We start from the raw sequence: 26,632 nt of genomic DNA, 5'->3' as shown, positions 1-26,632 counted from the left end.
TTTTCCATAGCAGCATCGAGCATAGAAGACCCATTCAGCTCATTTATTTAGCTTCATCATCAGGAGAGATCACCCAAAGAAATATAATTGTATTGAAAAAATCTGCAGACTATTTGATTGCTAAATGTCTTCTGAAGGGCGGCATCCGTTCTTTCCGGCTGGATCAGTTACTCTCGGCAGGGTGCTCCGCATCACAAAAAAAAAGCGAATCGGCTAATGAGCCGGTTCACACTTGCAAATTAGCGTCAAGGCTGCAAAATGGAGCATTCTATACCCGTCACTTACAATCTTTAAGGAAAGAACACATTCCGCTATTCAAACAATTAAACGCATTCAGCCAGCCTTTTATTAAGTTTTCAGTTTTGACATAAATTAATTGGGATAATTGATGCAATTTCTGAACAAAGAGAGTATAGTAAATCTTGTATAACTTTTGTACAACTAATACAAAGAGGTGTAGCCATGAACTTTTTAACAAAATTCAGCCTTAAAAATGCAGTCGCGGTATTTATTATTTCTTTTTTGCTGATACTTGGAGGGCTATACAGCTTTACCCAGCTTAAAGTGGATCTGCTCCCAAACATTGAATTCCCTCAAGTATCTGTTGAAGCAGTTTACCCAGGAGCATCGCCTGATGATGTAAGCGAGCAGGTAACCTCCAAGCTCGAGGAAGAATTTAAAGCCATTGATGGTGTAAAAAAAATCACAAGCTCCTCATTTGAAAGTGTTGGAATCATAAACCTGGAATTCCCTTTTAACACGGATATCGATGAGGTGGAAGATCAGCTTAATACGTTAATTAGTGAAGCAAATCTTCCGGAAAATGCTCAAACGAATATTAACCGCTTCTCGTTTGGAACTTTCCCTATTTTTAATATCTCACTGTTCACAAAAGAAGATGGAGATATTGAAAAATTGCTCCAAGAGGATGTTATACCGGAATTGAATAAAATCTCAGGTATAAACAGCGTCTCTGTAGGGGGATTAAAAGAAGAGGCTGTGCGGATCACTGTAGATAAAGAAGCAGCAGAAAAGAATGGCCTGACTCTTACACAGATCAAAGAAAAAATCAACGCAAAATACTTATCATTCCCTGCTGGAAATATTACGAATGAAGAGACAGAAATACCTATAAGAGTTCAGGAAGGCTTAGATGAGGTAGAGGCCCTTAAGGAACTTCAGGTTTCAGCTGGAGCACCAGCAGCACCTCAGCAGGGACCATCTGGCCAGGCGCCGGGCGCCCAAGGCGGTCAGCCTGCAGGCGGCGGCGCGGAGTCTGGTTCCCAGTCAAGCGGCAGCTCCTCACAGAGCGGAGCATCCCCAGCTCCAAATGCCCAGCAGGCTCAGCAAGAACCGGTAAAGCTTAAAGAAATTGCTGAAATTGAAACCATCACGGAACGGCCGGAAATTACACGCTACAATTTAAAAGATTCTCTATCAATGGCCATTACAAAAAAACAGGATGCCAACACTGTGGAAGTCGCCGATCGGGTTATAGAGACCCTCGAAAAATATGAGGATAAACTTGATTACTCCATCGGATTTGATCAGGCAGAGGGCATTGAAAAATCAGTTGAAACACTTATTCGCGAAGGCTTGCTCGGGGCCTTATTTGCATCCGTTGCCGTTCTTGTGTTCCTTCGCAATTTCCGGGCAACCATCATAGCGATCATCTCCATTCCGCTATCCCTATTAGTCACATCCATTTTCCTCAATCAGCTTGATATCTCTCTGAATATCATGACACTTGGAGGTATGGCGGTTGCAGTCGGAAGGGTTGTAGATGACAGTATCGTTGTTATTGAAAATGTATTCAGGCGAGTCCGCAAAACAAATGCGGACGTTACGAATGAAATAATAGAGGATTCGACTAAAGAAATATTAAAGGCCATCACTTCCTCTACGATTACAACAGTTGTTGTATTTTTGCCGCTGGGCTTTGTTGGAGGAATCACAGGAGAGTTTTTCCTTCCTTTTGCTTTAACGATCATCTTTGCTTTGCTGACATCACTTATTGTAGCGGTAACAATTGTACCGATTCTCGCCCGATTCTCGTTTAAAAAAGTGCCGAAGGAAGAAAAAGAAGGTCCTTTGCAGAAGTTTTATGCAGGCGTGATCGAATGGTCCTTGAATCATAAAATTACCATAATCGGTTTATCACTGCTCTTGTTATTCGGATCCGTTTTCCTTGTCAGCGGCCTTGGATTTACTTTCATTCCGAATGAGGAACAGAAAACCCTCGTTGCGAGTGTAGAACTTCCGTCTTCCACAACCATTGATAAAACGAACGAAGTATCATTGGAACTGGAAAAAATGCTTGATAAGGAAGAACCGATTGAAGAGGTTACAGCCGGTGTCGGAAGCAGAGACTTTAATACCGGCCTTAAGCGCGAAAACAAAGCGAGCTACTTTATTACACTCAAGGATGGAACGGAAGTTACAGAGTATATTAAAGACCTCCAGACTAAGATGGAAGACATCACTGCTGAATTAGAGCCTGAAGCTAAGCTTGGCATACAGGAACAAAGCAGCGGCGGTCCCCCATCAAATAACAATGTAAATATTGATCTGTATTCTAATGATTTGGGAGCACTGTCTGAAGCTGCCAAAAAAGTTGAAGATTATATGAACAAAAATGAAAACTTAAAATATGTATCCAACAATTTTGCTGAAAGGCAGAAACAGGCAGAAGTCATCATCGATCCGGAAAAAGCTGATGAGTTTGGAGTATCCGGATTCCAGGTTCTCGGCATCGTTTCAGATCAGACGAAACCGGTCGAAGTAGGAGACCTGGAGCTTGACGGAGAAGAGCGTACCGTAGAGCTCAGCTACAGCGATGATGTTACATCTGTAGACCAGCTGAAGGATACCGTAATCTTCAGTCAAAAGGGGCCAATCAAACTGTCTGATGTAGCAGAAGTTGAGGAGAAGGATGCTTTTACTTCAATTCAGCGCCTGGATGGCAAAGTATATGCACAGGTCAGTGCCCAGATCTCTTCTGATAACATAGCGGAGGTTTCGTCCGCTGTCATAGAAGGTGTAGAAAATGATGTCAATCTTCCTGATGGCGTTTCCCTTGAAGGCGGCGGCGGAAGCGATGAAACCGTACAAACCTTCCAGCAGCTCGGGCTTGCCATGCTCGTTGCCATCGGTCTGGTCTATATCACTATGCTTATCACATTCGGCAAAGCCCGAATTCCGTTCGTCATTCTTTCATCGCTGATTTTCGTACCGATCGGATCCTTGCTTGGATTATATCTGGCGAAAGAACCGCTGAGTGTCAGCGTAATGATCGGATTATTGATGCTGATTGGAATTGTTACGACAAACGCTATCGTAATGGTTGACCGGATCGGTCAGAACCGTGAACAAAAAGGTCTGGTCATCAGGGAAGCCTTAATCGAAGCAGGTAAAACAAGACTGCGCCCGATATTGATGACAGCATTCGCCACCATAGCGGCTCTTCTTCCGCTCGCCTTTACAACGTCCTCCGGAACGTTAATCTCAAAAGGCCTGGCAATTACTGTTATTGGAGGATTGACCTCCTCCACCTTGCTGACATTGATTATTGTACCGGTAGTGTATGAGCTATTCTTCTTTAAACAATCAAGAAAAGAAAGACAGAAAAAAGTGGAAACTGCGGAAAACGCATAAATGAAAAAACCGGTCTCTCAGGAGACCGGTTTTTTTAGTTAATCTTCTCACTCAGTTGGATCTTTGCCAATCGTTCTCCCGGGTCCCGGCTTACTTCCTGTATTCTGACCGGCAGCATTTGAATGGTTTGAATTAATACATCAAGCTTTCCTTCAATCCGGTGCATTAAATACATCGTCACCACAATTGGAAATCCGGTGTCCCCAATCAGCTGAAGCCACTGCTCCATTTAAAGCCCTCCATTTCCTAAACAGGGGCCTGACCAAGTCAGACCCCTGTTTAAATTAGATAATCTCAAGCTCCACTACATTCCGCTCTACCACTCTTGCACCCTTTTTCGCAGTCAGATTGCCTCCTGAAGAAGTAAAGATATCTGCTGTCAGCAATCCGTCCATAGCTGCGGTAATTTCTTCATCTGTCAGTGTTTCCTTAGGGGCATCTACACTGACTGTCACAGTCCTGCCTAACTCGTTTCCAAATTGCAATTCTAATGTTTTAGCCATTTAATCCTCTCCTTTTTTAGTTTTGAATTTCATTCTGGTCCAGACGCTCTGCTGTAAACAAAGGATACTGCTGCAGTCCTGATAAGATCCCTGCTGCTGCATTCAGCTGGTCTGCATTTGCGGTTGTTTTTACATTGCTGTATGTCTTTGATTTGAATACTTGCTTGCCCTCCTGGTTAAGCCCAAGGTCATACACAAGTCGAAGCTGACTGTCAATAAGAAGTGTAGTTGCCATGTTTCTCACCCCCTTTCGCTATAGCAATACAATCGAAAGGGGAAAAAGTAGCATAAAAAAAAGACTTTTTTCAAAATCTGAAATAAGCCTTTTCATCCTGTCCTTAACAAAGCATAATTATGATCCTAACATCTGCTGATTGGAACGTATCAACAGCCACGTTTAAAGGAACTTCTATCTAAAGTGCCAAACCGTATACAATTGGGGTTTTTAATCGGCACTCGCCTTTCACTCTATCCTCTCACTGATGGAAGGCTCTTGCCTTCAGCGATCCAAGCGGGAAGTCCAGAATATCCCCAGGCCTTCCTATGGCTTGAAATGTGTCAGATGCCCCGGGGATTTTTAGGTTTTTGCTGTGCAAATTCTTTTAATTCCTTAACAATCCGGTTTTGCAGAATTTCATCATTTAAGCTTCTGACGCCGTATTGAAATCCAGTAGCGGTTCTTTTTTTCCACATTGGCTCCCCTTTTAGTTCCAGTTCTTCATTTCTGATTTTAAAAAGGATATTAAGGATGACCGGTTTTTCCATTGGAAGATCCAAATGGGTAACCAGCTTCAAGCCTGATGGGCTGATATCCATAATCACGGCTTCTCCCTGTTTTGAATTCACAGGCTCCCCTGCTTTTTCTGCTATGGAAAACGATGCTTCCATAGGGTCTGAGAAAACAAAACGGAACGATTCAGAACGATTATAGCGCATACTATGAAATTCTCCTCTTTTGCTAAAATTTGTCTAATGTAAAGGTATCTGAATGCAGAAGATTTTTCAATGTTTTTTTCTTACCGCATCATCCCTTCACTGCTTGCTGATTTCCTTAGTTAGTGGCTGGCCCGAACACCTGGTGTATGTTAGACGCTGAGGAGGGAATCCTAATAAAAACCGAGTGAACGGAGCTTTGGAATGAAAAAAACAGGCAAACTTGAAGCCATCCTTTGGAGTATCGCCCTGCCAGGCTTTGGTCAGTTTTTAAATGGTCATTTTGGTAAAGGCCTTGTCTTTATTACACTGGAATTTTTAATCAATTACAACGCCGGCTTCAACCTCGCAATAAAATTCAGCTTTAACGGAGATATCGCAAACGCTTTTCAAACGGCAGATCCTCAGTGGCTTATGTTTTATCCATGCGTTTATTTCTTTGCCATGTATGACGCATACAAATTTGCAAATGGACCTTCACCCCGTTTTTCGTTTCTCCCTTTTGCCTTTGCAGCTTATTTTGTTACGGTCGGAATCATGTACGCAGACAAAGCTGTAGTGTTCGGAATTCTCCCAGGTCCAGTTTGGCTGCCCATGCTCTTCCTGCTGCCCGGGCTCGCTGCCGGATTTGGCCTGCGCTTTATTCTGCTTAAACTTACTAAAGAAACAGAGTAGCTCAAACATCCAACCATTTGCACCGTTTTTACCTTCATGCGTACGCTCTCCCTCTTTCAGTTGATCTGCCGCAATCAGACTTAAACATACAAAAAAACGAGCCAGGACGAAGCACAATAAAAACCCGGGGCTGCACTGGGCTTTCCCGGGCTTTCTTAACATCATAAGCTGAAATTGCTGTATGTTCCTGTGTTTATCCGTTTCTCCTTTTCAGTAAGCTGCAGAGGCCTTTCCTTTAAATGGAAAGCTCCTGAGACAGTGTGTAAAGCTTTTCCGGCAGAGGATCTTTTTGGCCGGCTATGTCCAAAAGAGCGCGGTCTGTAATGATTTCATTGACTATTCCAATGGCTCTTCCCGATTTTCCTTCCAGCAGCAGTTCAACCGCTCTCGCACCAAGCCTGGAGGCGAGAACACGGTCCCTTCCTGTCGGTTTTCCGCCACGCTGTATGTGTCCAAGAACGCTGATTCTAGTTTCAAGATCAAACTTTGTCTTCAGCTCATCCGCTAAGTCCTCAGCACTTCCTACTCCCTCTGCAAGGACGATGATCGAGTGTTTCTTACCTCTGCTGATTCCCTTATTGAGCCTTTCCATCATTTCGTCCACCTCATGGGGATGCTCCGGAATCAATATGGTTTCTGCGCCGCCGGCAAGACCTGACCAAAGAGCAATATCACCGGCTCTTCTGCCCATCACCTCGATAATAAAGGTCCTGTCATGTGAAGTTGCCGTATCCCTTATTTTATCGATTGCATCAACTACTGTATTCAAGGCAGTATCAAATCCAATCGTATAGTCTGTACCTGCAATATCATTATCGATTGTACCCGGCAGGCCTATACAAGGGAAACCCTTCAATGTAAGCTTAGCTGCCCCTTGATAGGACCCGTCTCCGCCGATGACGACAAGCCCTTCAATCCCAAGCTTTCTTAACTGCTCAATTGCTTTATGCTGCCCTTCATCGGTTTTGAATTCTTCAGATCTGGCGGTATAAAGCATCGTTCCGCCCCGATGAATGATATCTCCTACTGAGCCCACCTCGAGCTTTTTAATGTTGCCTTCCATCAGTCCCTGATAACCCTGATACACGCCATACACGTCAAGCCCGCTGAAAATCCCTTTCCTTACGACTGCCCTGATCGCGGCATTCATTCCGGGAGAATCTCCCCCGCTTGTTAACACTGCAATTTTTTTCATTGTCATTCACCTCTTATAGATCGATCTTGATTGCTGTACGTATCTACTATAATCCCCATCCTTCAATTTCTCAAAACAAAACCCTTTATCATGAGGAGAACAATTTGGTATAATAGACACATTATAAAAGAACTATTTTTAAGGAGCGATCAAATGACCTTTTGTACGGCCTGTACCCCCGATCTCGCTATACCTGAGCAAGGCTACTTACTTTTGCTGCATTCCCGGCATGATACCCTGCCCCTTTTGGAACCCTTCTATACGAAGGATAAAGTTTATGCAGTTCCATACAGGAATCCAGATGAACTCTCTGACCGGCTTACCCAGATTAATTCAGAAACAGAGACAGCAAATATTAAAGCTGCACTAGCAGCAAATCCTAAAGAAGCAAAGACTTTTTCCCCTTTTGGCTACATCTATGAACGGGTAGTGCAGAGGGATTTGGTAGACCTGATCATGAAAGGTGACTTTTCCAGTTTTTTTCAGCCGATTGTTCACCTCGAAAGCGGAAGCCTCTATGGATATGAATCTCTGCTCAGAAGTTTTGACCCTCCTGTATCGCCCTTCCATTTATTTGGAACAGCTATAAAAACAGGTCTGCAATCCATCCTGGACCGCAGGGCAAGAGAGCTTGCAATCATGAGCCGTTCAGATTCCATCAAACCTGGAATAAAATCTTTTATTAACTTTATCCCGTCCTCTATTTATAATCCCGAGCACTGCCTGCAGCACACGTTTAAAATGGTCAAGCAATATGGCGTCCGTCCGGATGACCTTATCTTTGAAGTAGTTGAAACGGAAAAGATCAAGGACATCAATCATTTAAAAAACATTCTAGATACATACCGCGCTCACGGAATGAAGGTGGCATTGGATGATTTAGGAAGCGGCTATTCCACTTATGAAGTACTTGAAAAATTAAAGCCGGATTATGTAAAAATCGACCGGCAGTATATCTCAGATTGCTACAAAGATCCTGAAAAACAAACCTTTCTGAACAAAGTCCAAGGCCTGGCAAGGGAATTATCCATAACTGTTCTCGCAGAGGGAATTGAATCAGAAGAAGAGTTTTCTTATTTGCAGTCTATCGGCATCCACTTAGGACAGGGATATTTTATCGGCAAACCAGCAAAAAGCCCGGCATCACAGGAAAGCTTGTTCTCGCAAATACCGGTCCACTAACAAAAGCGGAGGCGCCTGGCCAAATAAAGGTTGTCTGTCCCGCATCCTCCCGCAGCAGAGAACGGCCAAGTATTTTAATGGGCACCGGGGCAACTTGATCGCCGGAGCCCCGGCGAGAACTTATTCTCTTTTTAGTTATTATTGAATCGCTGAAAGACCGCTCCGGCTCCTTACCCGAAGTGGTTTCATTTATTTTATCACCTGAAGCTCTTTCGGATACGCCGTTAAGGCACGGGCACCTTCCGCTGTAAGAAATACATCATCTTCAATGCGCACCCCGCCGGTTTCCGGAACGTAGATGCCCGGTTCAATCGTAAAGGTCATCCCTTCTCGAAGGACCCCATCGTTTGTATGAGCAATTGAAGGGAACTCATGCACACTGATTCCCAATCCGTGTCCAAGACGATGCGGAAAGTTTGAACCAAACCCTGCTGCACGGATAATATCCCTGGCAATTCCATCTAAATCCCCTATTCTTATTCCGGGTTTAGCCGCTTCAAGAGCAGCGTTTTGGGCTTTCAGGACGGTCTCATAGATAAGCCGCTGCTTCTCATCCGGTTCCCCGTATACCACCGTTCGGGTAATATCAGAGCAATACCCATCGAGAACCACCCCTAAATCAAACAAAACGAAATCCCCCTCCTGCAAAACAGCATTCCCTGGATTTCCATGAGGCTGGCCTGACTTTTTACCAAAAAGAACCATTGTGGAAAATGACATTTCCTTTGCACCTTTTCGTTTCAGCTCATACTCAATCTTTGCGAGAACTTCCATTTCTGTCACACCCGGCTTTAACGCAGCCGCCCCAACCTCAACTCCGTAATCAGCTAGCTCAGCAGCCTTTTCCATAATCGTAATTTCACTCTTGTCCTTAATAGAGCGTAATTCATTTAATATGGTTTCAGCAGATCGAACGGAAGGGGAACCTGTGATTTCCAAAAATTCCTTAGCTCTGGAGTAAGGCAGCAGCTCACATTCCATGGCAGCTCTCTGTATGGAGGGCAAGCCTCTTTTTGCCAAAGCCTCCCTGATTAGCATAAATGGCTGCTCATGGTCTTTATATCCAATCATTTCACAGGAAATGCCGGCCTCTCTTGCCTGGTCCGTTTCCATTTCCGGGCAAACAAAAAATGGGGGCTGCTCCCTGAACAGAAAGAGTCCCATCATCCGTTCATGGGGATCTGTCAGGAAATTGGTTAAATAAAATACGTTTTCCGGGGAGTGGATATATGCTGCATCCACTCTCTCCGCCTCCATCCATTCCTTCAATCTTGCCAATCTCCTATTCATCCTTCTCCCGCCTTTCCCTGTTTCATTTCATCATTTGTCCTTTTTCTGAATAAAGTCCTTTCCAGCCTGATGCGGTTGTATCTCTGAACCGCTATAAAAGGCAGGTTGAACACTATAGCGTATAGAGCAATCACCAACCCCCCCGCCAGGCTGTTCCAATAAAAGAAAAAGAAGCAAGGCAGCATTTGAAGCCAATGGGCCAGCTCTCCCCTCCTTGTTTCTGCGATGAAGCGTTTGAGACCAGCTGTGTCAGACCCTTTTAACGATCTCTTAGAAAATCCTTTATTGAACCACCCGCCTGCCTCGGGAAGTTTGTCCTTCCATTTTTTGATCAAAAACCGTTCATACAGCCTTCCATCCTGCTCCCATTTTCTTCTCTTGTACAGAAGTGAAGAGGCTTCAAACCTATTCGCTGGAATAAGAGAAATGAGCCAGGATGTGACTAGCGGAATGACCAGAAGCAGGAAAACATTCAGTGTTATGAGCTGAAGGGCCGTCATTTCTCTTCTGTCCCTCCACTGCTTTTAACAATGCTTCTCCCCTTCCAGCTGGCATTTTTCCTAATGAATGTCTGATACAGAGAAAGGCCGAACACAAGAATGAAATAGATCACATGCAGAGGAAAAAGCAGAACGGAATAGAAAGGAAATGTTCCGAATTTTAATAATATACTGCGGAGCTGTATAAAAGCTGCTGTGTATAACAGCAGCATCGGCAGCCAGCTGCCTGAAAAAAGATCAGGTATTTTAACCAGAAAGGAAATATATCCTGCTAGCCATACAGAAGAAAGCACCAGCAAGAGCAGCCGGGCCGTTTTAGCTCCTGAGGCGAAGCTTTTCGCCCAGCCGAATGTCATACTTTTCGGTCCTTCGGGATACATTCGCATGGAGAGTGCTTTTTTCCCGCTTAAGAAATACACGGTTTTTCCGGCGTTTTTAATTTGTTCCCCCATTGCCATATTTTCAACAATGTCGCTCTTGATGGCTTCGTGTCCTCCCCAGCCGAAATAATCCTCCCGTTTGCAAAGAAGGGCCTGTCCAAAGGCTCCCGCTCCTTTTTTCCGGACCCATTCCGGTGTAAATGCCCCGATTGCTCCGACCGTCATCAAGTGAAAAATGGCAGAGAGAGATTCATAGGCTTTTTTTGTTTTATGGAAGGGATGAACAGTCAGCACCCCTTTCTGCTCAATATGCCTGAAAAAATCCGCGAACCGCCGCAGCCCATTTTTTTCAAAGTAAGTATCGGCATCCAGAAATAAAATCCACTCTCCACTGCTGTTTTTGGCACCGTTCCAGCATGCCCACGATTTACCTGACCAGCCTGAAGGCAAGTCCGGGACATTAACCACCGATGCCCCGAATCGTTCCGCTACTTCTCCCGTAAGGTCCTCTGAGTGGTCATTGGCTACAATCACTTCATAGGGAGCCTCGCTTTGAGAGGTGAGGGAATCAAAGAGCATCTGAAGGTTTTCCTCCTCATTTCTTGCCGGTATAATAATTGAGAGTTTCTCTTTTACAAAGCCGGCACTTTTATCTGCAGGAATCGATTCTAGAGTGGGTATTTTCCAGAATAAAATAATCCCGATTATTAATGCAATCATAATCATTGCCATGTAAATCCACCTCACTGAAATGTTCCTTCATTATACCCTATACCCCAGTTCAATTAAATTGAGTATCGGAAAGTCATTTAGGTTTTCTTATTGAAGTATTGTGGAAAATACTACATATATGTATGAATAAATTTTTCAGCAATTGGGATAAAATGAGTTCAGAACATATTCCCATTGTAATCCATTTTCACACATATTCCTAAGGAGGCGAAAGCATTGAGAAAAAAAGTAGTTGTAATCGGGGGAGGACTAGGCGGGATGTCCTCAGCAATCCGTCTGGCTGCAGATCAGTATGATGTGACCATTGTTGAGAAGGGGGAACGCCTTGGAGGAAAGCTGAACATAAGAGAAGGAAATGGATTTAAATTTGATACCGGCCCATCCATCCTGACGATGCCATGGGTTCTGGAGCAGCTGTTTCGCAGTGCCAACAGGAATATCCATGACTACATAAAGATCAAACGCATTGAGCCTCAGTGGCGGACATTTTTTGAAGACGGCACGTCCATTGACATTACCAGTGATTTGCATGAAATGATGGGGCAGATTAAAGAACATAATCCAGAGGATCAGCATGAGTTCTTTCAGTATATGGCCTATTGTACAAAAATGTATGAATACAGCATGAAAAGTTTTTATAAGCGGAGCCTTTCCGGAATCAGCGATCTTCGAAATATGCATACCATGAAGGAACTGCTGGCTATGGATCCAATCAAATCGATGGATCAGGTGACAAGAAAGCATTTTAAAAGCAAGCATCTTCAGCAGCTGTTTAACTTTATGATCATGTATATCGGCTCCTCTCCATACCAGGCACCTGCAGTCCTTTCACAGCTCGTTTATGTTCAGCTTGGAATTGGCATTCACTATGTAGAGGGCGGGATGTACAAGATTGCAGAAGCCATGTCCAAAGTGCTGCGCGAACTGAATGTCAACGTCAAATTGAACAGCAAAGTCAAAAGGGTAGTGACAGAAGGCGATACCGCGACCGGTGTTGAACTGGAGACGGGAGAAATGATTGAAGCCGATCTGGTCGTTTCCAACCTTGAGGCAATCCCGGCATACAACTCCATCATGGAGGAGCATAACGGAAGCAAAAAAGCAGCAGCAGAGCTGGAAAAATATGCACCTACGGTTTCCGGACTTGTTCTGCTTCTCGGAACAGATAAGGAATACAAGCACCTTGCTCATCATAATTTCTTTTTCTCGGAAGATCCGAAAAAAGAATTTGATCAAATCTTTAATGAAGGAATACCTGCCGATGATCCGACTGTCTATATAGGCATTTCCTCTAAATCAGATTCCTCCCAGGCTCCGGCGGGCAAGGACAATCTATTCGTGCTGACGCATGTTCCTCCGCTAAAAGAGGGAGAGACCTGGGCCGGAGTGAAAGAGCAGTACAGGGAAAAGGTTCTCGATAAATTAGAGCGCATGGGTGTTACGGATTTAAGAAACCACATTGAATGGGAATATCAGTTTACCCCTGATGATATTCAAGAGCTTTACGGCTCCAATGGAGGATCTATATACGGAGTGGCTACGGACCGTAAGAAAAATGGCGGATTTAAAATACCGAGCAGAAGCAGCCTGCTTAACAACCTCTACTTTACTGGCGGCTCTACCCATCCGGGAGGCGGAGTTCCTATGGTCACCCTCTCCGGACAGCTGACTGCTGATTTAATACTGGAAGATGATCTCGCTAAAGCTACAAAAAAAGAAATAGGCTGACCAAACCAAACTGGCTGATCAGCTTTATTAAGCTTATAATGGAAAAAGGGCTTGTCCTCCGAGACACGCCCTCTTTTTTTTGACGGCTGCACTTTATCGTTTAGATCTATTGATGCTTGATGCTGCATGCCAGCGCTTTAAACTAAAACTGTTTACTTATCTAAAAGGAGTGTGAACGAATGCTCGTCATTTACAGCGGTATTTTGCTGATTTTTCTTCTTTTCACCATTCTGAACTCCTTTTTTATGCCAAAACTGAAACCTGCAGCATTAAAGGAAATTCCCTCGGTTTCTATTATGATTCCTTTAAGAAACGAGGAGAGAAATGCTGAAGAACTCGTACATATGCTGAAAAAACTTGTCTATCCCGACTTAAGCTTTTACCTGCTGGATGATCAGTCCGAGGATGCAACCCGCTCCCTGCTTGAGCATCATATCGGCAAGGATGTCCGATTCACCTTGTTATCAGGCAAAAAACTGCCTGAGGGCTGGGCGGGTAAAGTTCACGCATGTCATACCCTTAGCTTAAATGCCCGGCAGGAATTTCTTCTTTTCATGGACGCGGATGTCCGTCTTCACCCTGAGGCAGTGGACAATGCCGTTGCCATGCTGCAGGAAAAAGGAGGGGCCCTGCTTACTGGATTCCCAAGGTTTCCTGTCAAGTATTTAATGGAAAAATGGCTTGTGCCCATGCAGCATTTTCTCGTCTATTTCCATTTGCCTCTCTTTCTCGCAAATTACACGGTCTTTCCTCCCGCTACGGCTGCACATGGAGCCTTTATGCTTTTTAGAAGAGAGGATTACTTGGAAGCTGGAGGACATGAGTCCATTAAAGCCTCAATTGTTGATGATGTGCACCTTGCAAAACGGATGAAGGATACGGGCAAAAAAGTTCTGCTCGCAAATGTAACAGATTTTGTCACTTGCTATATGTATACTTCCAGCAAAGAAGCATGGAACGGGTTCAAAAAAAACATCTTTCCTGGTTTCGGCCGCTCATTGCCTGTCACGCTTGCTTTATGCCTCTTTTACGCTTGTTTCTATGTACTGCCCGGAGCATTGTTCATTTATGGGATCGTTCATTTTTTTGCCGGACAATCTTTCTCCCTGTTTATGTTTTTTCCTTATCTGATTATTGTTGTGCAAAAAATGTACATCGACAAATGTTCAAATCAGTCTCTCCTTCTTTCATTTTCCATGCCTTTTTCCGGGGCAGCCTTTATTGTCCTAATGCTTGTGTCAATGTACACGTCTCTCCGGAATAAAGGCTATGAGTGGAAGGGAAGGACCTATTCCTGAACATACCCCGTTTGCGTCAGATCTCCTGCCATACTGGTACAGCGATTTTGTGTAAGGTTTAGTTTTTCTTTCTCCTTATTTTTCTGTATAATAACGTTGTTCGTATACGTAAGGAGATGTGTATATGGCTGAATTTATAAAAAAAAGAAGCGTTGTCCTTTTAACCCTTTTCGGACTTGCCTGTCCGTTTATCGGCATGGCGCTTATTGATTTTTATTATTATAGCTCTCTAATAGGCTGGATCGCCGGTTTTATTAGTATTGTATCTGCTTATATCATTGTGGTGCGAAGGCCTGAAACGGAGCCAGGAGCGTGACTTAATACAGCCCTCTGATCGTAAGCCGGAATGTGCATGGAAGAGGGCGCAGGAGATGGGCAGCCGCCCGGCCCTGCCGCTGAGCATGCTTAAACATAGACCAGCGGCTTTCAATCTCCTTTCCAGAAGAAATCAGCACCCTCATCAGCTGCTTCTCAATAGCCTTAAGCCATTTGCTATCACAAGAATGGTACTGCCCTCGTGGCCGATCACCCCTAAAGGAAGACTTAAAAATTGCAGAAAATTCGAACAGATCAATAGAGCGATCACAGTCATTGAGAAGATGATGTTTTGTTTAATGATCCGGTTCATTTTTCTGGATAAAATAATGGCTTCCGACAGCTTCTCCAAGTTATTCTTCATTAAAACGATATCCGCTGTTTCCAGAGCTGCATCTGAGCCCTCTCCCATTGCAACGCCGATATCCGCTGCCGCAAGTGCCGGTGCATCATTTATTCCATCACCGATCATAATTGTTATTCCATTGGATTTAAGCTTTTTAATTTCATTGACCTTATCCTCTGGCATACACGTTGCACGGTAAGAGTCTAAACCCGCATCCATTGATATTGCCTTTGCAGTATGCTCACTATCCCCGGTCAGCATAACGGTTACAATCCCTTTTTCCCTAAAGGAGCGGATGGCGCTTTTTGTTTCATTGCGCAACGTATCCTTTAACGCAAAAACACCTGCAACACCTTTTTCGTCACGAACGAATACAGCTGTTTTCCCTTCTGCGGAAAATCGGTCCGCGGCTCCTCCGGCAAACCTTTCAGCTTCTGTTCCTCCTGCAAAATCTTCTTTTCCAATATAATAGGTCTGTCCGTTCCATTCGGCAAAAACCCCCATCCCTGACTGTTCCACCACGTTCACAGGGGACGGTGCTGCGTCATCAAATTGCATCGCGTACTTTGAAATTGCTTTAGCGAGCGGGTGATTAGACCTGCTTTCAATGGACAGCACAGCGCTTAAAAATTCAGGCTGCTGAACATCCTCGCGCAAAACCAAATCGGTTACAGCAGGATTGCCCTTCGTCAGTGTTCCGGTTTTATCAAACGCAATCACCGATGTTCTGGCCAGCCTTTCAAGATGGACACCCCCTTTGAATAACAAGCCGCTTTTTGCCCCATTGGAAATAGCTGCCAGGGTAGCCGGCATAATGGAAGCCACCAATGCGCAGGGAGAGGCTACCACCATAAGAACCATCGCACGGTAAAATGTTTCGTCCCATGACCATCCAAAAAGATAATGGGGGGCAATCATCATAATCCCGGTACCAGCCAAGACGGCTTTAACGTAGACATTTTCAAATTTCTCGATAAACAGTTGGGATGGAGATTTCTCGGATTGAGCGGACTGCACCATCTGAATAATCTTTGAAAACAATGTCTGTTCATTTTTCTTTGATACCTGAATGGTAACAGATCCTGTTAGATTGACAGTTCCGGCGAACATCTCTTCCGTTTCCTTCTTTTCGGCAGGAATGGATTCTCCCGTCAAGGCCGATTGGTCAACAGTCGTTCGCCCATTATACAAAAAACCGTCTGCCGGTATTCGTTCCCCGGGTTTCACAAGAATCAGGTCACCTTTTATCAGTTCACTGACAGGGATGATCCTTTCTCCACCGTTTTCAATAAGCACCGCTTCCTCGGGCTGCAGCTTCATCAGAGCCGAAATTTCTCTATGGCTTTTATTCATCGTATACGTCTCAAGAGCACCGCTTAGCGAGAATATAAAAATCAAGATTGCCCCTTCCATCCAATGGCCGATTAACGCCGAGCCAACAGCGGCAAAGATCATCAGGAGCTCTACATTCAGGGTCCGCTCCGCAATCGTTTCCTCTATCCCCTCTTTAGCTTTCGCAAATCCCCCGATGGCAAAAGCCATAATAAATAATGCAGCAGAAGCTTGCTCGGAACTCTGCTGCAAAGACCAGCCGGCAACAATGAAAAGGCCTGAAACGATGGCAGCAATTAATTCACTGTGTTCCTTCCATTTAGAAGAAGTATAAGTAACAAAGTCCAATTTAATCACCTCTAATTGAGAATGCAAATCATCTTCACTTCTGTAAATTTACTTGTTTTAAGCATTATATGAACCATTATAGCAGATGAATCAAAATATATATATTATAATTATTATAATTTATATTTAATAATTATTATAATTAAAAGCGAAATGAAAAACCGGTTATGAATGCGGCCGGTTTTTCATTGTGTCCAACTAGTAACGTTCATTTCCTTGAATCTTCTCTTTCTCCAGACGGACTTGTTTAGTACTTAAACTTTATTGAATTATTATCCAGTTCGAACGCAGATCAATAACTGAAAAAGGAAAGTACCCAGCCCAATTTATCTGTTTGATGCTTATTAATACCTTTGCTGCGGGCAAAAAGAATGATGGGATCATATAATACATAAATAGACTGAATTTTTAATCTACTTTCTCCATTGCATAGTTTTCAGCCCTTTGGAAATGTTTAGTTATAGGAGGTGGGATATCTTGGCCTTACTTGTCATATGCAAATCCTGCAACGGCTCCGGAAAGCTGAAACGCATTACCTTTCTTCCATTTAACAGTAAATGCAGCGGGTGCAATGGGACTGGAAAACAAAACGAACTGATTTATAAATCATAATTTGCCCCCTGCCCTGCTTCCCCAGTGCCTTGATAACTCCTAGATCATGGCCGCCCGCTGTATATGGGACGCTTATTTAATAAGAAATTGATCCAAATTAAAACGGCTCCCTCCCGGAAGCCGTTCTATATTTTCTAAATGGCATTCATTCACTGCCGTCCTTTGCCGCAGCCGCTCTCATCAGTAAGTGTGTAGCCCTTTACCGCTATCCCTTTCCGCTTTAAAAAGCGGATACTCATATTGCGTTCCAGCTTTGTCGCTGCAATCAGGTATATTTCACTGCCCTGAATATCAACAAAGGCTTTCTGCAAATACGGAATAGGAATATTTAATGTTTGCTCCTGGACTATATCGTTCCTGTTGTTGTAATCCCGCACATCCACGATAAGCTGTCCGTCCATTCTGTCTAACGGCAAGCATGGAATATTCCGAACAGGAATGTATCTTTGATACCATTCAAATGCACTGTATAAAACGAGAATAAAAATAGCTGCTGCCAGCATAATCAAGGTAATCCTCCCTGCAATCATTCGTATCGTCATTATACCTTCTATGCTTCAGGCTATTCAATTTGCATGCTCAGGTGAAACGGCTGCTTGAAAGTAAGAAAAGGGACAAGCCAATTTCCCTGCAAATTGTAACGTAATGAAGCAGAAACAGAAGGATAATCCCCATATTCATTCCTAAAATGACACCTGTCATTTGAAATTGGCTCATGGACCCTAGTATATACATCATGAGGAAAGAGACGATGTGAGACCAGACTGAATGATAAAAAGCATCTTTTACTAGCCCCAGCCCAATCAGATATGCCTGGAGCGGATGAATGAAAAAATGAAACAGAAAGTATGGCCACAGGAGCTTTAAATATAGAGAAGCTTCCGGCGATTGAAAAAAAAGATGGGTTAGCGGCTCTGCAAACCAGTACATAAGATAAACGGCAGGGATCCCATACAGAAAAGTGACCCACATCGATTGCTGCAGTAAACTGCGCAACTGCTCTCCATCCTGCTTAGCATAAGCTTCTGAAACATTCGGAAGGAGAGCCACCATTATGGAATGGGATAAAAAAGCAGGAAAAAAACCGATGCTCATCGCTACCCCTGCAAGCAATCCATACTGTTCAGTAGCCATCACCCCCCCTGCTCCTGACACAACCAAGGCACCTTTAATTAAAAAAGGCTGTATCGCATTGGTTATGGCATTGAAAATTCTTAAGGCTGTAGTAGGGACCGAAACTGACATTAATGCTTTGTGAACATCGCGACCATCCATATCATGATGGGTCACCTGCTTCATCATTCGGTACTGAAGCAAGTATTGAGCAAATAAATAGAAGAAAACAACGGCTTCACTTCCTATTAATACGGCCAGAGCAATAAATAATGCGGAGCTTTCATTAAAGCTCAAGCCTTGGAAAAGCAAGTAAAGAACGATGAGCTGCACAGCTTTTCTTAAAAAATTTGATATGGCGATTTTATCCATTTGCTGCACACCCATAAAATAGCCTCTCGCAATAGAAGAGAAGGATACGATGGGGACAAGCAGAAACAGCAGGTAACGGACAAGCGGGTGATACGCTGAAAAGATCGGCAGAAATGGCAAGATAACAAGCACAACAATTAAGATCAAGCCTGTTAGCTTATAAACAAACCTTAACGCATGCCTGAGCATGCTGTAGTGATATTCTTTTTTTTGCTCTGCCACAAATTTGGATATGGAAACAGGCAACTCAAGACTGGAAATCACCACTACAAAAAATATAACGGGCAGCAGCTGCATATACATTCCCATTCCATGTTCTCCAAGCTCTTTCGCCAATATCATATTCAGGAGAAATTCCAGGCATTCTCCAAAAAAAGCTGCCAGCGCCAGCAGCAAGGCTCCTTTTGCAAATGAACTCATCCGCAGCACTCCCATCTTCATTCCGCTTTTTCATCATATGAGAGGCTGGGACAAAATATTTTCTTTATCAAAGGTTTATTCGATAACTCCCGACTCAGTAATGATAATATTCGCTTCGATTTCAACCTTCAAATCCTGATACGATTTTTTCCATTCATCCATTTTAAAGGACCTGAACGTATGAGAAGCTGTATCCCCTATTCCAGTAGGATCAGTATTCAGGGATTTAAACTGATCAACGAGAGCCAGGCATTCTTTTTCCACAGCTTTTTTGAATTCCTCCTGAACTTCTTGAATGGTCTTCGGAGTTATTTTTTTACCGGTAAATTCACGGATGTGCCCTTCAAGCTCAATCGTAAATTTCACCTTCTCCTTAGATTCCATTTTCACATCTTTTTTGGATGTGATGCTTTTGACTGAAACCGTATCTCCGCTTTTAAGACTGAATGTGTAAGTTCCTTCCATGTATTGATCTGTCAGCAGTTTAAAAAACATCATCTTATCTTTCTGAACTTCCCCAACCATCCGTTCTTCACTGAATAATGCGACTCCTGCAATCTCCAGCTCATCTTTACCGGAAAGCTGGAGAATTGGCAAGTAGGGATCCTTTCCCTCGTCATAAAGATTATATAAGAACAAATGGAGATTCTCTCTTGGAAGATCCCGGCCTTCGATATTGTGTTTGATTAAATTGTGCAAATATACTGCGGTCCCTCTGATCCCATACTGGCCCTTCAAAATCTCTGAAGCTGTTTTCCTCCCAATTGCCAAGTATACTCTTGACCCAACACTTGCATCCCTCTGAAGGGCATCCAGAAGATCCTCAAATCCTTCCGCAGCCAATTTTTCACCAAAAACAGCTACTTGAAGTTTGCCGTACACAAGCGGATCTGATGATTTGCGCTGAAGGTCTGTCAGCAAATCTCTCGTTAACACGGCTTTTTCCTCCAGTACTTCACTTTGGACAGGCTGCTGTTTTTGATAAACAGGAACAATTACAGTTCCCATTAATGCTCCGTCCTCCTCCAGATCGTATCCGGATGCCAGAATGATGTTTACATCATCAATGATTTCCTTTTGTATACAGCCCGTCTGGAGAAAAGAGAGCAGTATCATTATGAGGAAAAAAACGGTGGTTTTCATCACCCGGAACCCCCTTCCTTTTTCATCTTTTTAATTATGATCTGAAGAATTAAAATGAATGGAATGTACAAATAGAAATACAGCCCGACGTCTCCCATGAAGCTGTTAAACTTGTCAATTTGCTCCCTGGTCGTCAAGAGGATCACCGAAATGAAAGTCAGGCCGAGAACCATTAACAGCGTTTTCTTTTGAGGAAGATTCAAGGTTTGCTTTATTCCTCTGCTTGCACACCATAACGTCAGGCAGATATTTGGAAGGATGACAAGATTCCAATTGGCAATTCCAATGTATTCGAAACGTTCCACAAAGGGGATTTCAACAATTTTCCAAATACTAAGGGTAGCCCAAATATTCTTTTGCAGCTGCTCTGGACTAAAAAAAACAAGGGTGACAATCATAATGAGTAAATAGAGGGAGGTCGTAAAAAAGATGGCACCGTGTGCCCATTTTTTTGATTTTTCCGGATGTTTAATAAAGGGATAGTAGACGAGGAGGGCTTCAAACCCAAGAACCGTCAGCGACATACTCTGCGTTCCGGACAGGATCTCTCCGAACGAATGATCAAAGACCGGGAAAAGGTTCTGCCAATCGGCAAATTCCAGCGGGAAGAAGAACGTAAAAATCAAATAGCCCGGCAGAATGACTCCAAAAAAGCAAATCCCTGTAACAACGCGAAATCCGCCTGTAACAATATAGTAAACAAGGATTAAAAACAGGATGCTGAATATCCAGATATTTAAATCCGGGAACATCCACACTTGAATAATTTCTACAAACGTCCTCAGCACTTCAATGGCGAGCAGCGTAAAATAAATGGAAATCAGCAGGTTCAATCCTTTTCCAAGCCACTTTCCAAACAGCCGATGATGAATATCATGGATATTTCCATCGTTTCCTTGAAGAATTTTGTAAATCATCCATACCATCAAATGGGAAAACAAGCCCGACAGGATAACTGGGATCCAGGCATCCTGTCCTGCTTCATTTGCAATAATTCTTTGAAAACCTAATACTCCAACTCCAAATTGCAGGGAATGAATGAGGTAAAAAACAAGAAAATGAGAAACCTGATATTTTTCGGCTATCTTCGTCATCCTTGTTCACCCCTTCTATTCATCGATATCTTTATTTTCTTTCGCTTTCTTTTTATTAAATCGAACCGGCTGTTTTGTACGCAGCTGAATCGGCCTCATCGACATTAATGGAAAAGGCAGCCGGATCAGCGCATCCTTCAAATCCGCAGACCGAGGCGGATAAATCGGTCCGAGAAACGGCCTTCCAAGAGAAGTGAGCTTTAAAAGATGGGCTGCCATAAAACAGAAACAAAATACAATGCCGAGCAGTCCATAAAATTCCGCAAACAGTAAAAAAGGAAATCGGAGAAGGCGGATTGTATTGCTCATTTTATAGACAGGCGTTGTAAACGATGCGAGCGCAGCAAGTGAGACTATGATCAGCAGGACATTGCTTGTTAACCCCGCTTCAACAGACGCCGTTCCAATGACAATTCCCCCCACAATCCCAATGGTCTGCCCAACCTTTGTAGGAAGCCTTGCCCCAGCCTCTCTCAGCAGTTCTATCGTGAGTTCCAAAAATACAGCCTCTAATATAGGAGGAAGGGGTATTTCCTCTCTTGAGCTGATCAATGTGTTTAAAAGGTCTCTTGGGATCAGTTCATAATGAAAATTAAGCGCTGCCACATAAACTGGTGTGACTAAAACAGAGAATGCAACGGATGCCAGCCTTACAATCCGGAAAAATGAAGCAACGATATAATTGAAGAAATAATCATCGAATGCTGAAAAAAACTCCACTAATGTGCTTGGGCCAATCAGCACCTGTGGAGAGCCATCCACAACAATCACTATTTTGCCCTCTGACAGAATGGAAACAGCCCGATCCGGACGCTCAGAATCCAGAAGCTGCGGAAAGGGAGAATGATGATTATCAGATATTAGCTGAGTTAAAAAAGAGCTGTCGCTTATATGGTCGATGTCAATCTCATTAAGTCTCTGCCAGACGGTCTTTACATTCTCCTCATCTGCAATGTTTTCAAGGTATAGGACAGCCGTCTTCGTCCGTGTAAGCTTTCCTATTTGGATTTCTTTAATTCTGAGCTGATCGGATGGCAGCCGCTTCCGGATTAAATGTATATTCGACTCCAAGGATTCAACAAAGGCTTCCTTTGGGCCAACTACACTAAATTCCACTTCAGGAAGGCTCACTTGTCTTGCTTTTTCCATAAATACTCGAATGAGAAGGCATGAAGCACTGTACTCAGTCAGGGCAACCATTATAAATCCCTGCAGAAGCTTTTCCTTTATGACATCCGTATCTGAAGTTAAGATGACATCTTCAATTGGCACCATCCCTTTTAATTGCTCGAGGGAAGACCATTTCTCCCTGTTAAGAACAACCAGAACGCTTTCATGAAGCATCTTCGTATCAATCAAAGTGCGGTAATAGGAAACCCAATATTTAATAGCGGCTCCGTGATTTTCATATTGAATAAAATCTGACGAGCTCCTGAGCACGCCCATCAGCTCCGTCATTGAAGCTTTTAACGTGCCGTCTAAATTTTTCATCCCATCCAAAAGCCTCAACCCCGGTCTGTTATCATTACCTTTATTTTGCGGAAAAGGGATAAAAGTATACTTAAGGGTTCTTCCTGAAAATTCTTTAAAGCGCTTAGCAAACGGCAGGTGCATGACCCGCCGTTTTCCGTTTTCCTGCAGAGCAGGTTTAATTACCAAAAAACCCCCTTCCTTGGAGCTTGGAAGGGGGTTCACCTATTTACATAGCAAAGCTGTGATTGCCAATTGTTTCCTTTATTTTTCTTGTTTTAATCCATTCGCTTTCAGCAGTTTCTGAGTTGAAAAAATAGAGATAGTGAACAGATTTCCTTTTAAGAGCCTCATTGGCCGCTTTTTTGGATTCCTGGTCAGGTTTGTTTTGAATGCTTCCATTTCCTACAGGTGAAAAAGCATTTTTCTCGTAAATGACTTTTTTAACGGAATCAGGGAACTCGTCATGCTCTACCCGATTTAATACTACAGAGGCAACAGCAACCTTGCCTTCATAAGGCTCTCCTTTAGCTTCTGCATGAACGAGCCGTGCAAGCAATTTTTTTTCATCTTCAGAAACGGAAATTCCCGGCGCTTTTTCCAACGCTTTCCGCTGAGACCTTTTCTCTGGTATCCGCAGTGTATCTCCCTCAACTGCTGCCGTTCTCTCTAAGTGGTTCCATTTTTTTATATCATCTATAGAAACAATAAAGGCTAAGCTGATCATTTCCAATGTTTCTCCCTTTTCGACCTTATGCTTTTCAGCAGCAGAAGAAGGTGCTGCGCAAAAGATAAAAGCAATCCATAAGGCAATAGCAATGTTGAGTCCTCTTTTTATATTTTTTCTCACATTCCAACCTCCAAGGCAATCAAAAAAATTTACATGCTCCAGCCTAACAGCTTTTCTATAAAAAATCATTAGTAATGCTTACCATCTAAAATCGATGATAATAAGCCATTGGCAATTGGAATGTTTCATTAAAAACGCAAAATGATAAGAGAAATCCTTAATTTTGATGCTGAATGACGTTTTATCTGAAGGAAAAACCAATTTTTCAGAAAAGAAAAAGCATTTTACTATAGGCTTACCGGCGGAATAAATAAAGGGTGCATCCTTTAAAGGAACTGTTCATTGACGTACTCAGAATTGCTAAAAGCCTATAAGCCAATGATTCTGCATTTATTAAAGCGATTATCCATTTACAGGAATTACGAAGAATATTTTCAGACTGCCTGTATTGCATTATGGGAGGCTTCTGAGCAATATAATCCTTCAAAAGGTCCGATGGACGCTTATTTTTACCTCTTCATTAAGGGGAGATTAATGAATGAGATGACCCGTCAAAACCGTTTTCTGCAGAGGGAAGAGCTAAAAGATATGAGTTTGTCCGAGGGCATTTCCCATGAAGGCGAAAAGGAAGAAGGATATGACTGGGCGGATCTCATAAGTTCACTAACGCCTAATCAAAAAAAATGGGTTATCGGCTATGCGTTTCAGGGACTCTCAATTGCCGAAATTGCCTGTAAAGAACGGGTAACTCCTGCGGCAGTGAAAAGCTGGAGAAGAGCAGCCGTCCAAAAGCTCAGAGTCAAGATTAAGAATCTGGGTAAACCTTATTAAGTTTAGTAAGCATAAAAAAATTCAATAAATAGTAAAAATTAGAAAAACGCCTGAACTTAGGCGTTTTTCTAATTCTAGCTTCTCGCGGCCTCCAAGTACGTATAGACTGTATAGCCATTGTGTTTGGCTATTCCCCGGAAATGCTTGAAGTCCTCTCTGCTGACAAGGATTTCACGAACTTGCAGAAAGAGGTCTTTTGGCACCGGATATTCAGCCAATGCACCACTTTTAAGCTGATCGAGCGAATCATGAATGGTTTGCGGATCCATTTTGCAGCCCCCTAATGTTTTGATATTAGTTTACAGGGCTTGCAAATATGAATCAAACCCTATTTACATGATTGAGCTTATCGCTTTTGAAATATCCGTATCACCGCTGATAATTTCAAATGTCTGATTATGAGACGAATCCTCTTCAAGACATGACACCAGTACTTCTGCCACATCCTCCCGCGGAATGGAACCTTCATGGTTTACTTGTTTCCCGGCTGCAATCTTACCGGTGCCTTTTTCATCTGAAAGTGCGCCCGGACGGACGATTGAGTAGGAAATTTCCGCATTTCTTAAATATTCATCCGCGATAGCTTTCGATCTTAAATAAACCTGCATCTCATCCGGTCCTTCTTCCGGTGTATCTGTTCCAATTGAGCTGAGCATAACAAACTTTTTAATGTTATGCTTCTTGGCCGCATCAATCAGCTTGATTGCTCCGTCCTGATCAATGGCAATGGTTTTGTCGTCTCCTGTTCCGGATCCAGAACCGGCCGCAAAAATGACGGCGTCTGCCTGGCTGACCGCTTCCGATACATCTCCTTCAAGGTCCGCCACTACCGTTTTAGCACCCTTCTTTTCCAAGCCTTCAGCCTGTTCGGGATCGCGAATCATGGCAATGGGTTCAAATCCCTTTTCAGCCGCTTTTTCAATCACATATCTTCCTGTGCTTCCGTTTGCTCCTGCAATTAGTACTTTCATTGTTATCACTCCTCTGCTTTTACTCTTCCCTGCACTGAAATAAAGTAAACAGATGAACACTTTACTCCCGAAGAAAAGGCTGTCCGCTGTTTACAAGCCAGCGTCTGAGACTTGAAAGAGTCCTTTTCGCATCTTCAATACCCTGCTTGTACAGAGCATCAAGCTTAACAGGGTTCCGTTCAATTCTTCCCACTTCCAGCTTAGCACTCGGCCTGATTACAAAAACTTTTCCTTCTTTCTCCTGAGCTTCAATGTACGCGAGTGTCTCATTATACATCCTATAACGGCCCAAAACAGCCGCGGCCAGTTTGGGATGCTTCCTGAGGGACTGTCTCACCATCCATTGGCCCTTTGGCGGAGCCTTCACATACCCTTCATTCCTGGTCAGCACTACGACGTTTCGAAGGATGCCGTCCCTCTCTGCTTTTTTAATGGGAATGGAATCAACAATCCCCCCATCCATCAGCTCTTTACCCTGAAATGAGACCATTGGCGCTATAAATGGAAGAGAGCTTGAAGCCCTGATAATGGTAAGCAAATCTCCCATTGTTTCAGGCTTAGTAAAATACACCGCTTTTCCTGTTGTACAATCCGTCGCACCAATGATTAATTGTTCTGTATTTTTTGTAAATGCCTCAAAATCAAACGGAACGAGCCGGTTCGGTATTTCATCAAAAATATAGTCCATTCCGAAAAGCTGACGGCTCTTGAGATAATTTTGCAGTGATAAATATTTGGGGTCCCCGGCATAATCAATGTTAACGGTCCGGTTTCTATCCATTTGCCTTGATATGTAGGAAGCCGCCATGCAGGCGCCTGCTGAAACTCCTATAATGTAAGGAAAATAAAGATCCTGCTCCATAAAATATTCCAGTACTCCGGCTGTGTAGACGCCTCTCATTCCGCCGCCCTCTAAAACTAAACCCGTTTGTTCCAATTTTCTTTCTCCTTTCAGCCTTCGTTATTCAAATAATCATCTTTAATATGCATGGGGAACGCTGTGAATCCACAAAGTCATGATATCACAATAAGATTATGGCTCTCTGTTTAACGGCTCCTGCCTGAATACAGCGCTATCAAAATAGTCTTTACTTTATTGCCAAAATAGTGCAGAATGTTTTCTAATGGGGGTAGTTAGTACGATTGAAGGAGAGAGGAAATGAAGATTGCTAAAGTAGGAAATCTTATAGAATTTAAAAACGGGCTGCGCGGGATTGTTGAAAAGGTGAACGAAAATTCGGTTATTGTCGACCTGACTTATATGGATAATTTTCTTGACCTTGAACTGGAAAGGCGCACCGTGGTGAACCATAAAAATTATAAGATTCTTAAGGAATCCTGATCAAACTGTTTCTTTTATCTCGTCATATCTCTTAAAAGGGGACGGCATCGGCCGTCCCTTTTC

26 protein-coding genes are annotated in these 26,632 nt (G+C 43.2%); 8 read left to right on the top strand and 18 right to left on the bottom strand.

What is annotated here, in order from left to right; genetic code table 11:
- The first annotated feature begins 462 nt into the window (after positions 1-462).
- The gene (locus ACQCVE_RS10840) at positions 463-3,654 is read left to right on the top strand and encodes an efflux RND transporter permease subunit (protein WP_426845048.1); all 3,192 of its coding nucleotides are present in this window, start codon (positions 463-465) and stop codon (positions 3,652-3,654) included.
- A gap of 34 nt (positions 3,655-3,688) precedes the next feature.
- Here ACQCVE_RS10840 and ACQCVE_RS10835 read toward each other — a convergent pair whose 3' ends face one another.
- The 4 genes from ACQCVE_RS10835 to ACQCVE_RS10820 form a co-directional block, all read right to left on the bottom strand.
- Entirely contained in the window at positions 3,689-3,883 is a 195-nt protein-coding gene (locus ACQCVE_RS10835; protein ID WP_426845047.1) for a YvrJ family protein, read from the bottom strand.
- 55 nt (positions 3,884-3,938) lie between these two features.
- Positions 3,939-4,157, bottom strand: coding sequence for a DUF2922 domain-containing protein (locus ACQCVE_RS10830; protein WP_426862799.1), 219 nt, complete (start codon positions 4,155-4,157; stop codon positions 3,939-3,941).
- Between the two features lie 16 nt (positions 4,158-4,173).
- On the bottom strand, positions 4,174-4,392 hold the full coding sequence (locus ACQCVE_RS10825; RefSeq protein ID WP_426845045.1) for a DUF1659 domain-containing protein: 219 nt from the start codon (positions 4,390-4,392) through the stop codon (positions 4,174-4,176).
- A 323-nt stretch (positions 4,393-4,715) separates the two neighbouring features.
- Positions 4,716-5,093 carry a PilZ domain-containing protein gene (locus tag ACQCVE_RS10820; protein ID WP_426862798.1) on the bottom strand — a complete coding sequence of 126 codons (378 nt, stop codon included), beginning with the start codon at positions 5,091-5,093 and terminating at the stop codon, positions 4,716-4,718.
- A gap of 201 nt (positions 5,094-5,294) precedes the next feature.
- On the opposite strand from ACQCVE_RS10820, the gene ACQCVE_RS10815 reads away from it, so the two are divergent.
- The gene (locus ACQCVE_RS10815) at positions 5,295-5,765 is read left to right on the top strand and encodes a hypothetical protein (protein ID WP_426862796.1); all 471 of its coding nucleotides are present in this window, start codon (positions 5,295-5,297) and stop codon (positions 5,763-5,765) included.
- A gap of 235 nt (positions 5,766-6,000) precedes the next feature.
- Here ACQCVE_RS10815 and pfkA read toward each other — a convergent pair whose 3' ends face one another.
- The gene (gene pfkA / locus ACQCVE_RS10810; RefSeq protein ID WP_426862794.1) at positions 6,001-6,960 is read right to left on the bottom strand and encodes a 6-phosphofructokinase; all 960 of its coding nucleotides are present in this window, start codon (positions 6,958-6,960) and stop codon (positions 6,001-6,003) included.
- 153 nt (positions 6,961-7,113) lie between these two features.
- Between pfkA and ACQCVE_RS10805 the strand changes: the two genes are divergently transcribed.
- Positions 7,114-8,142 carry an EAL domain-containing protein gene (locus ACQCVE_RS10805; protein ID WP_426862792.1) on the top strand — a complete coding sequence of 343 codons (1,029 nt, stop codon included), beginning with the start codon at positions 7,114-7,116 and terminating at the stop codon, positions 8,140-8,142.
- A gap of 189 nt (positions 8,143-8,331) precedes the next feature.
- On the opposite strand, the gene ACQCVE_RS10800 is transcribed toward ACQCVE_RS10805, so the two are convergent.
- From ACQCVE_RS10800 to ACQCVE_RS10790, 3 genes are read right to left on the bottom strand one after another with little or no spacing between them, the layout of a single operon-like run.
- Positions 8,332-9,432 carry a M24 family metallopeptidase gene (locus ACQCVE_RS10800; protein WP_426845040.1) on the bottom strand — a complete coding sequence of 367 codons (1,101 nt, stop codon included), beginning with the start codon at positions 9,430-9,432 and terminating at the stop codon, positions 8,332-8,334.
- On the bottom strand, positions 9,429-9,932 hold the full coding sequence (locus ACQCVE_RS10795; RefSeq protein WP_426845039.1) for a glycosyl-4,4'-diaponeurosporenoate acyltransferase: 504 nt from the start codon (positions 9,930-9,932) through the stop codon (positions 9,429-9,431). The genes ACQCVE_RS10800 and ACQCVE_RS10795 overlap by 4 nt, the downstream gene beginning before the upstream one ends.
- Entirely contained in the window at positions 9,929-11,044 is a 1,116-nt protein-coding gene (locus tag ACQCVE_RS10790; RefSeq protein ID WP_426845038.1) for a glycosyltransferase, read from the bottom strand. The genes ACQCVE_RS10795 and ACQCVE_RS10790 overlap by 4 nt, the downstream gene beginning before the upstream one ends.
- A 216-nt stretch (positions 11,045-11,260) precedes the next feature.
- On the opposite strand from ACQCVE_RS10790, the gene ACQCVE_RS10785 reads away from it, so the two are divergent.
- The 3 genes from ACQCVE_RS10785 to ACQCVE_RS10775 all read left to right on the top strand — a co-directional run bounded on the left by ACQCVE_RS10785 (position 11,261) and on the right by ACQCVE_RS10775 (position 14,386).
- Positions 11,261-12,772: a phytoene desaturase family protein gene (locus ACQCVE_RS10785; protein ID WP_426845037.1), complete on the top strand. Its 1,512-nt coding sequence runs from the start codon at positions 11,261-11,263 to the stop codon at positions 12,770-12,772.
- A 179-nt stretch (positions 12,773-12,951) separates the two neighbouring features.
- The gene (locus ACQCVE_RS10780; protein ID WP_426862790.1) at positions 12,952-14,070 is read left to right on the top strand and encodes a glycosyltransferase; all 1,119 of its coding nucleotides are present in this window, start codon (positions 12,952-12,954) and stop codon (positions 14,068-14,070) included.
- Positions 14,071-14,194: 124 nt separating this feature from the next.
- The gene (locus tag ACQCVE_RS10775) at positions 14,195-14,386 is read left to right on the top strand and encodes a hypothetical protein (RefSeq protein WP_426862789.1); all 192 of its coding nucleotides are present in this window, start codon (positions 14,195-14,197) and stop codon (positions 14,384-14,386) included.
- 144 nt (positions 14,387-14,530) lie between these two features.
- Here the strand turns inward: ACQCVE_RS10775 and ACQCVE_RS10770 are convergent, their stop codons facing one another.
- The 7 genes from ACQCVE_RS10770 to ACQCVE_RS10740 form a co-directional block, all read right to left on the bottom strand.
- Positions 14,531-16,438, bottom strand: coding sequence for a heavy metal translocating P-type ATPase (locus tag ACQCVE_RS10770; protein ID WP_426862788.1), 1,908 nt, complete (start codon positions 16,436-16,438; stop codon positions 14,531-14,533).
- Positions 16,439-17,172: 734 nt separating this feature from the next.
- Positions 17,173-17,532, bottom strand: coding sequence for a hypothetical protein (locus ACQCVE_RS10765; protein WP_426862786.1), 360 nt, complete (start codon positions 17,530-17,532; stop codon positions 17,173-17,175).
- Between the two features lie 70 nt (positions 17,533-17,602).
- Entirely contained in the window at positions 17,603-18,928 is a 1,326-nt protein-coding gene (locus ACQCVE_RS10760; protein WP_426862785.1) for a polysaccharide biosynthesis protein, read from the bottom strand.
- Positions 18,929-19,003: 75 nt separating this feature from the next.
- Complete coding sequence (locus ACQCVE_RS10755) at positions 19,004-20,071, bottom strand: Ger(x)C family spore germination protein (RefSeq protein ID WP_426862784.1); 1,068 nt, start codon at positions 20,069-20,071, stop codon at positions 19,004-19,006.
- On the bottom strand, positions 20,071-21,165 hold the full coding sequence (locus ACQCVE_RS10750; RefSeq protein WP_426862782.1) for a GerAB/ArcD/ProY family transporter: 1,095 nt from the start codon (positions 21,163-21,165) through the stop codon (positions 20,071-20,073). The genes ACQCVE_RS10755 and ACQCVE_RS10750 overlap by 1 nt, the downstream gene beginning before the upstream one ends.
- 15 nt (positions 21,166-21,180) lie before the next feature.
- Entirely contained in the window at positions 21,181-22,656 is a 1,476-nt protein-coding gene (locus tag ACQCVE_RS10745) for a spore germination protein (protein WP_426862852.1), read from the bottom strand.
- A gap of 208 nt (positions 22,657-22,864) precedes the next feature.
- Complete coding sequence (locus ACQCVE_RS10740; protein WP_426862780.1) at positions 22,865-23,485, bottom strand: cell wall hydrolase; 621 nt, start codon at positions 23,483-23,485, stop codon at positions 22,865-22,867.
- Between the two features lie 282 nt (positions 23,486-23,767).
- Here ACQCVE_RS10740 and ACQCVE_RS10735 point away from each other — a divergent pair, with 282 nt between their 5' ends.
- Complete coding sequence (locus ACQCVE_RS10735; RefSeq protein ID WP_426862779.1) at positions 23,768-24,256, top strand: sigma-70 family RNA polymerase sigma factor; 489 nt, start codon at positions 23,768-23,770, stop codon at positions 24,254-24,256.
- Positions 24,257-24,330: 74 nt separating this feature from the next.
- Here ACQCVE_RS10735 and ACQCVE_RS10730 read toward each other — a convergent pair whose 3' ends face one another.
- From ACQCVE_RS10730 to ACQCVE_RS10720, 3 genes are all read right to left on the bottom strand, one after another.
- Positions 24,331-24,525, bottom strand: a complete 195-nt coding sequence (locus ACQCVE_RS10730) for an abortive phage infection protein (RefSeq protein WP_426862777.1) — start codon at positions 24,523-24,525, stop codon at positions 24,331-24,333.
- 63 nt (positions 24,526-24,588) lie between these two features.
- Positions 24,589-25,227: an SDR family oxidoreductase gene (locus ACQCVE_RS10725; protein ID WP_426845026.1), complete on the bottom strand. Its 639-nt coding sequence runs from the start codon at positions 25,225-25,227 to the stop codon at positions 24,589-24,591.
- A gap of 61 nt (positions 25,228-25,288) precedes the next feature.
- The gene (locus ACQCVE_RS10720) at positions 25,289-26,164 is read right to left on the bottom strand and encodes a patatin-like phospholipase family protein (protein ID WP_426862775.1); all 876 of its coding nucleotides are present in this window, start codon (positions 26,162-26,164) and stop codon (positions 25,289-25,291) included.
- 222 nt (positions 26,165-26,386) lie between these two features.
- Between ACQCVE_RS10720 and ACQCVE_RS10715 the strand changes: the two genes are divergently transcribed.
- Positions 26,387-26,569, top strand: coding sequence for a YkvS family protein (locus ACQCVE_RS10715; protein WP_426845024.1), 183 nt, complete (start codon positions 26,387-26,389; stop codon positions 26,567-26,569).
- Positions 26,570-26,632 lie beyond the last annotated feature (63 nt).

It is taken from the genome of Metabacillus sp. 113a (genome assembly GCF_050107635.1).
GTDB lineage: Bacteria > Bacillota > Bacilli > Bacillales > Bacillaceae > Metabacillus_B.
This window is presented reverse-complemented; position numbering and strand designations above follow the sequence as displayed.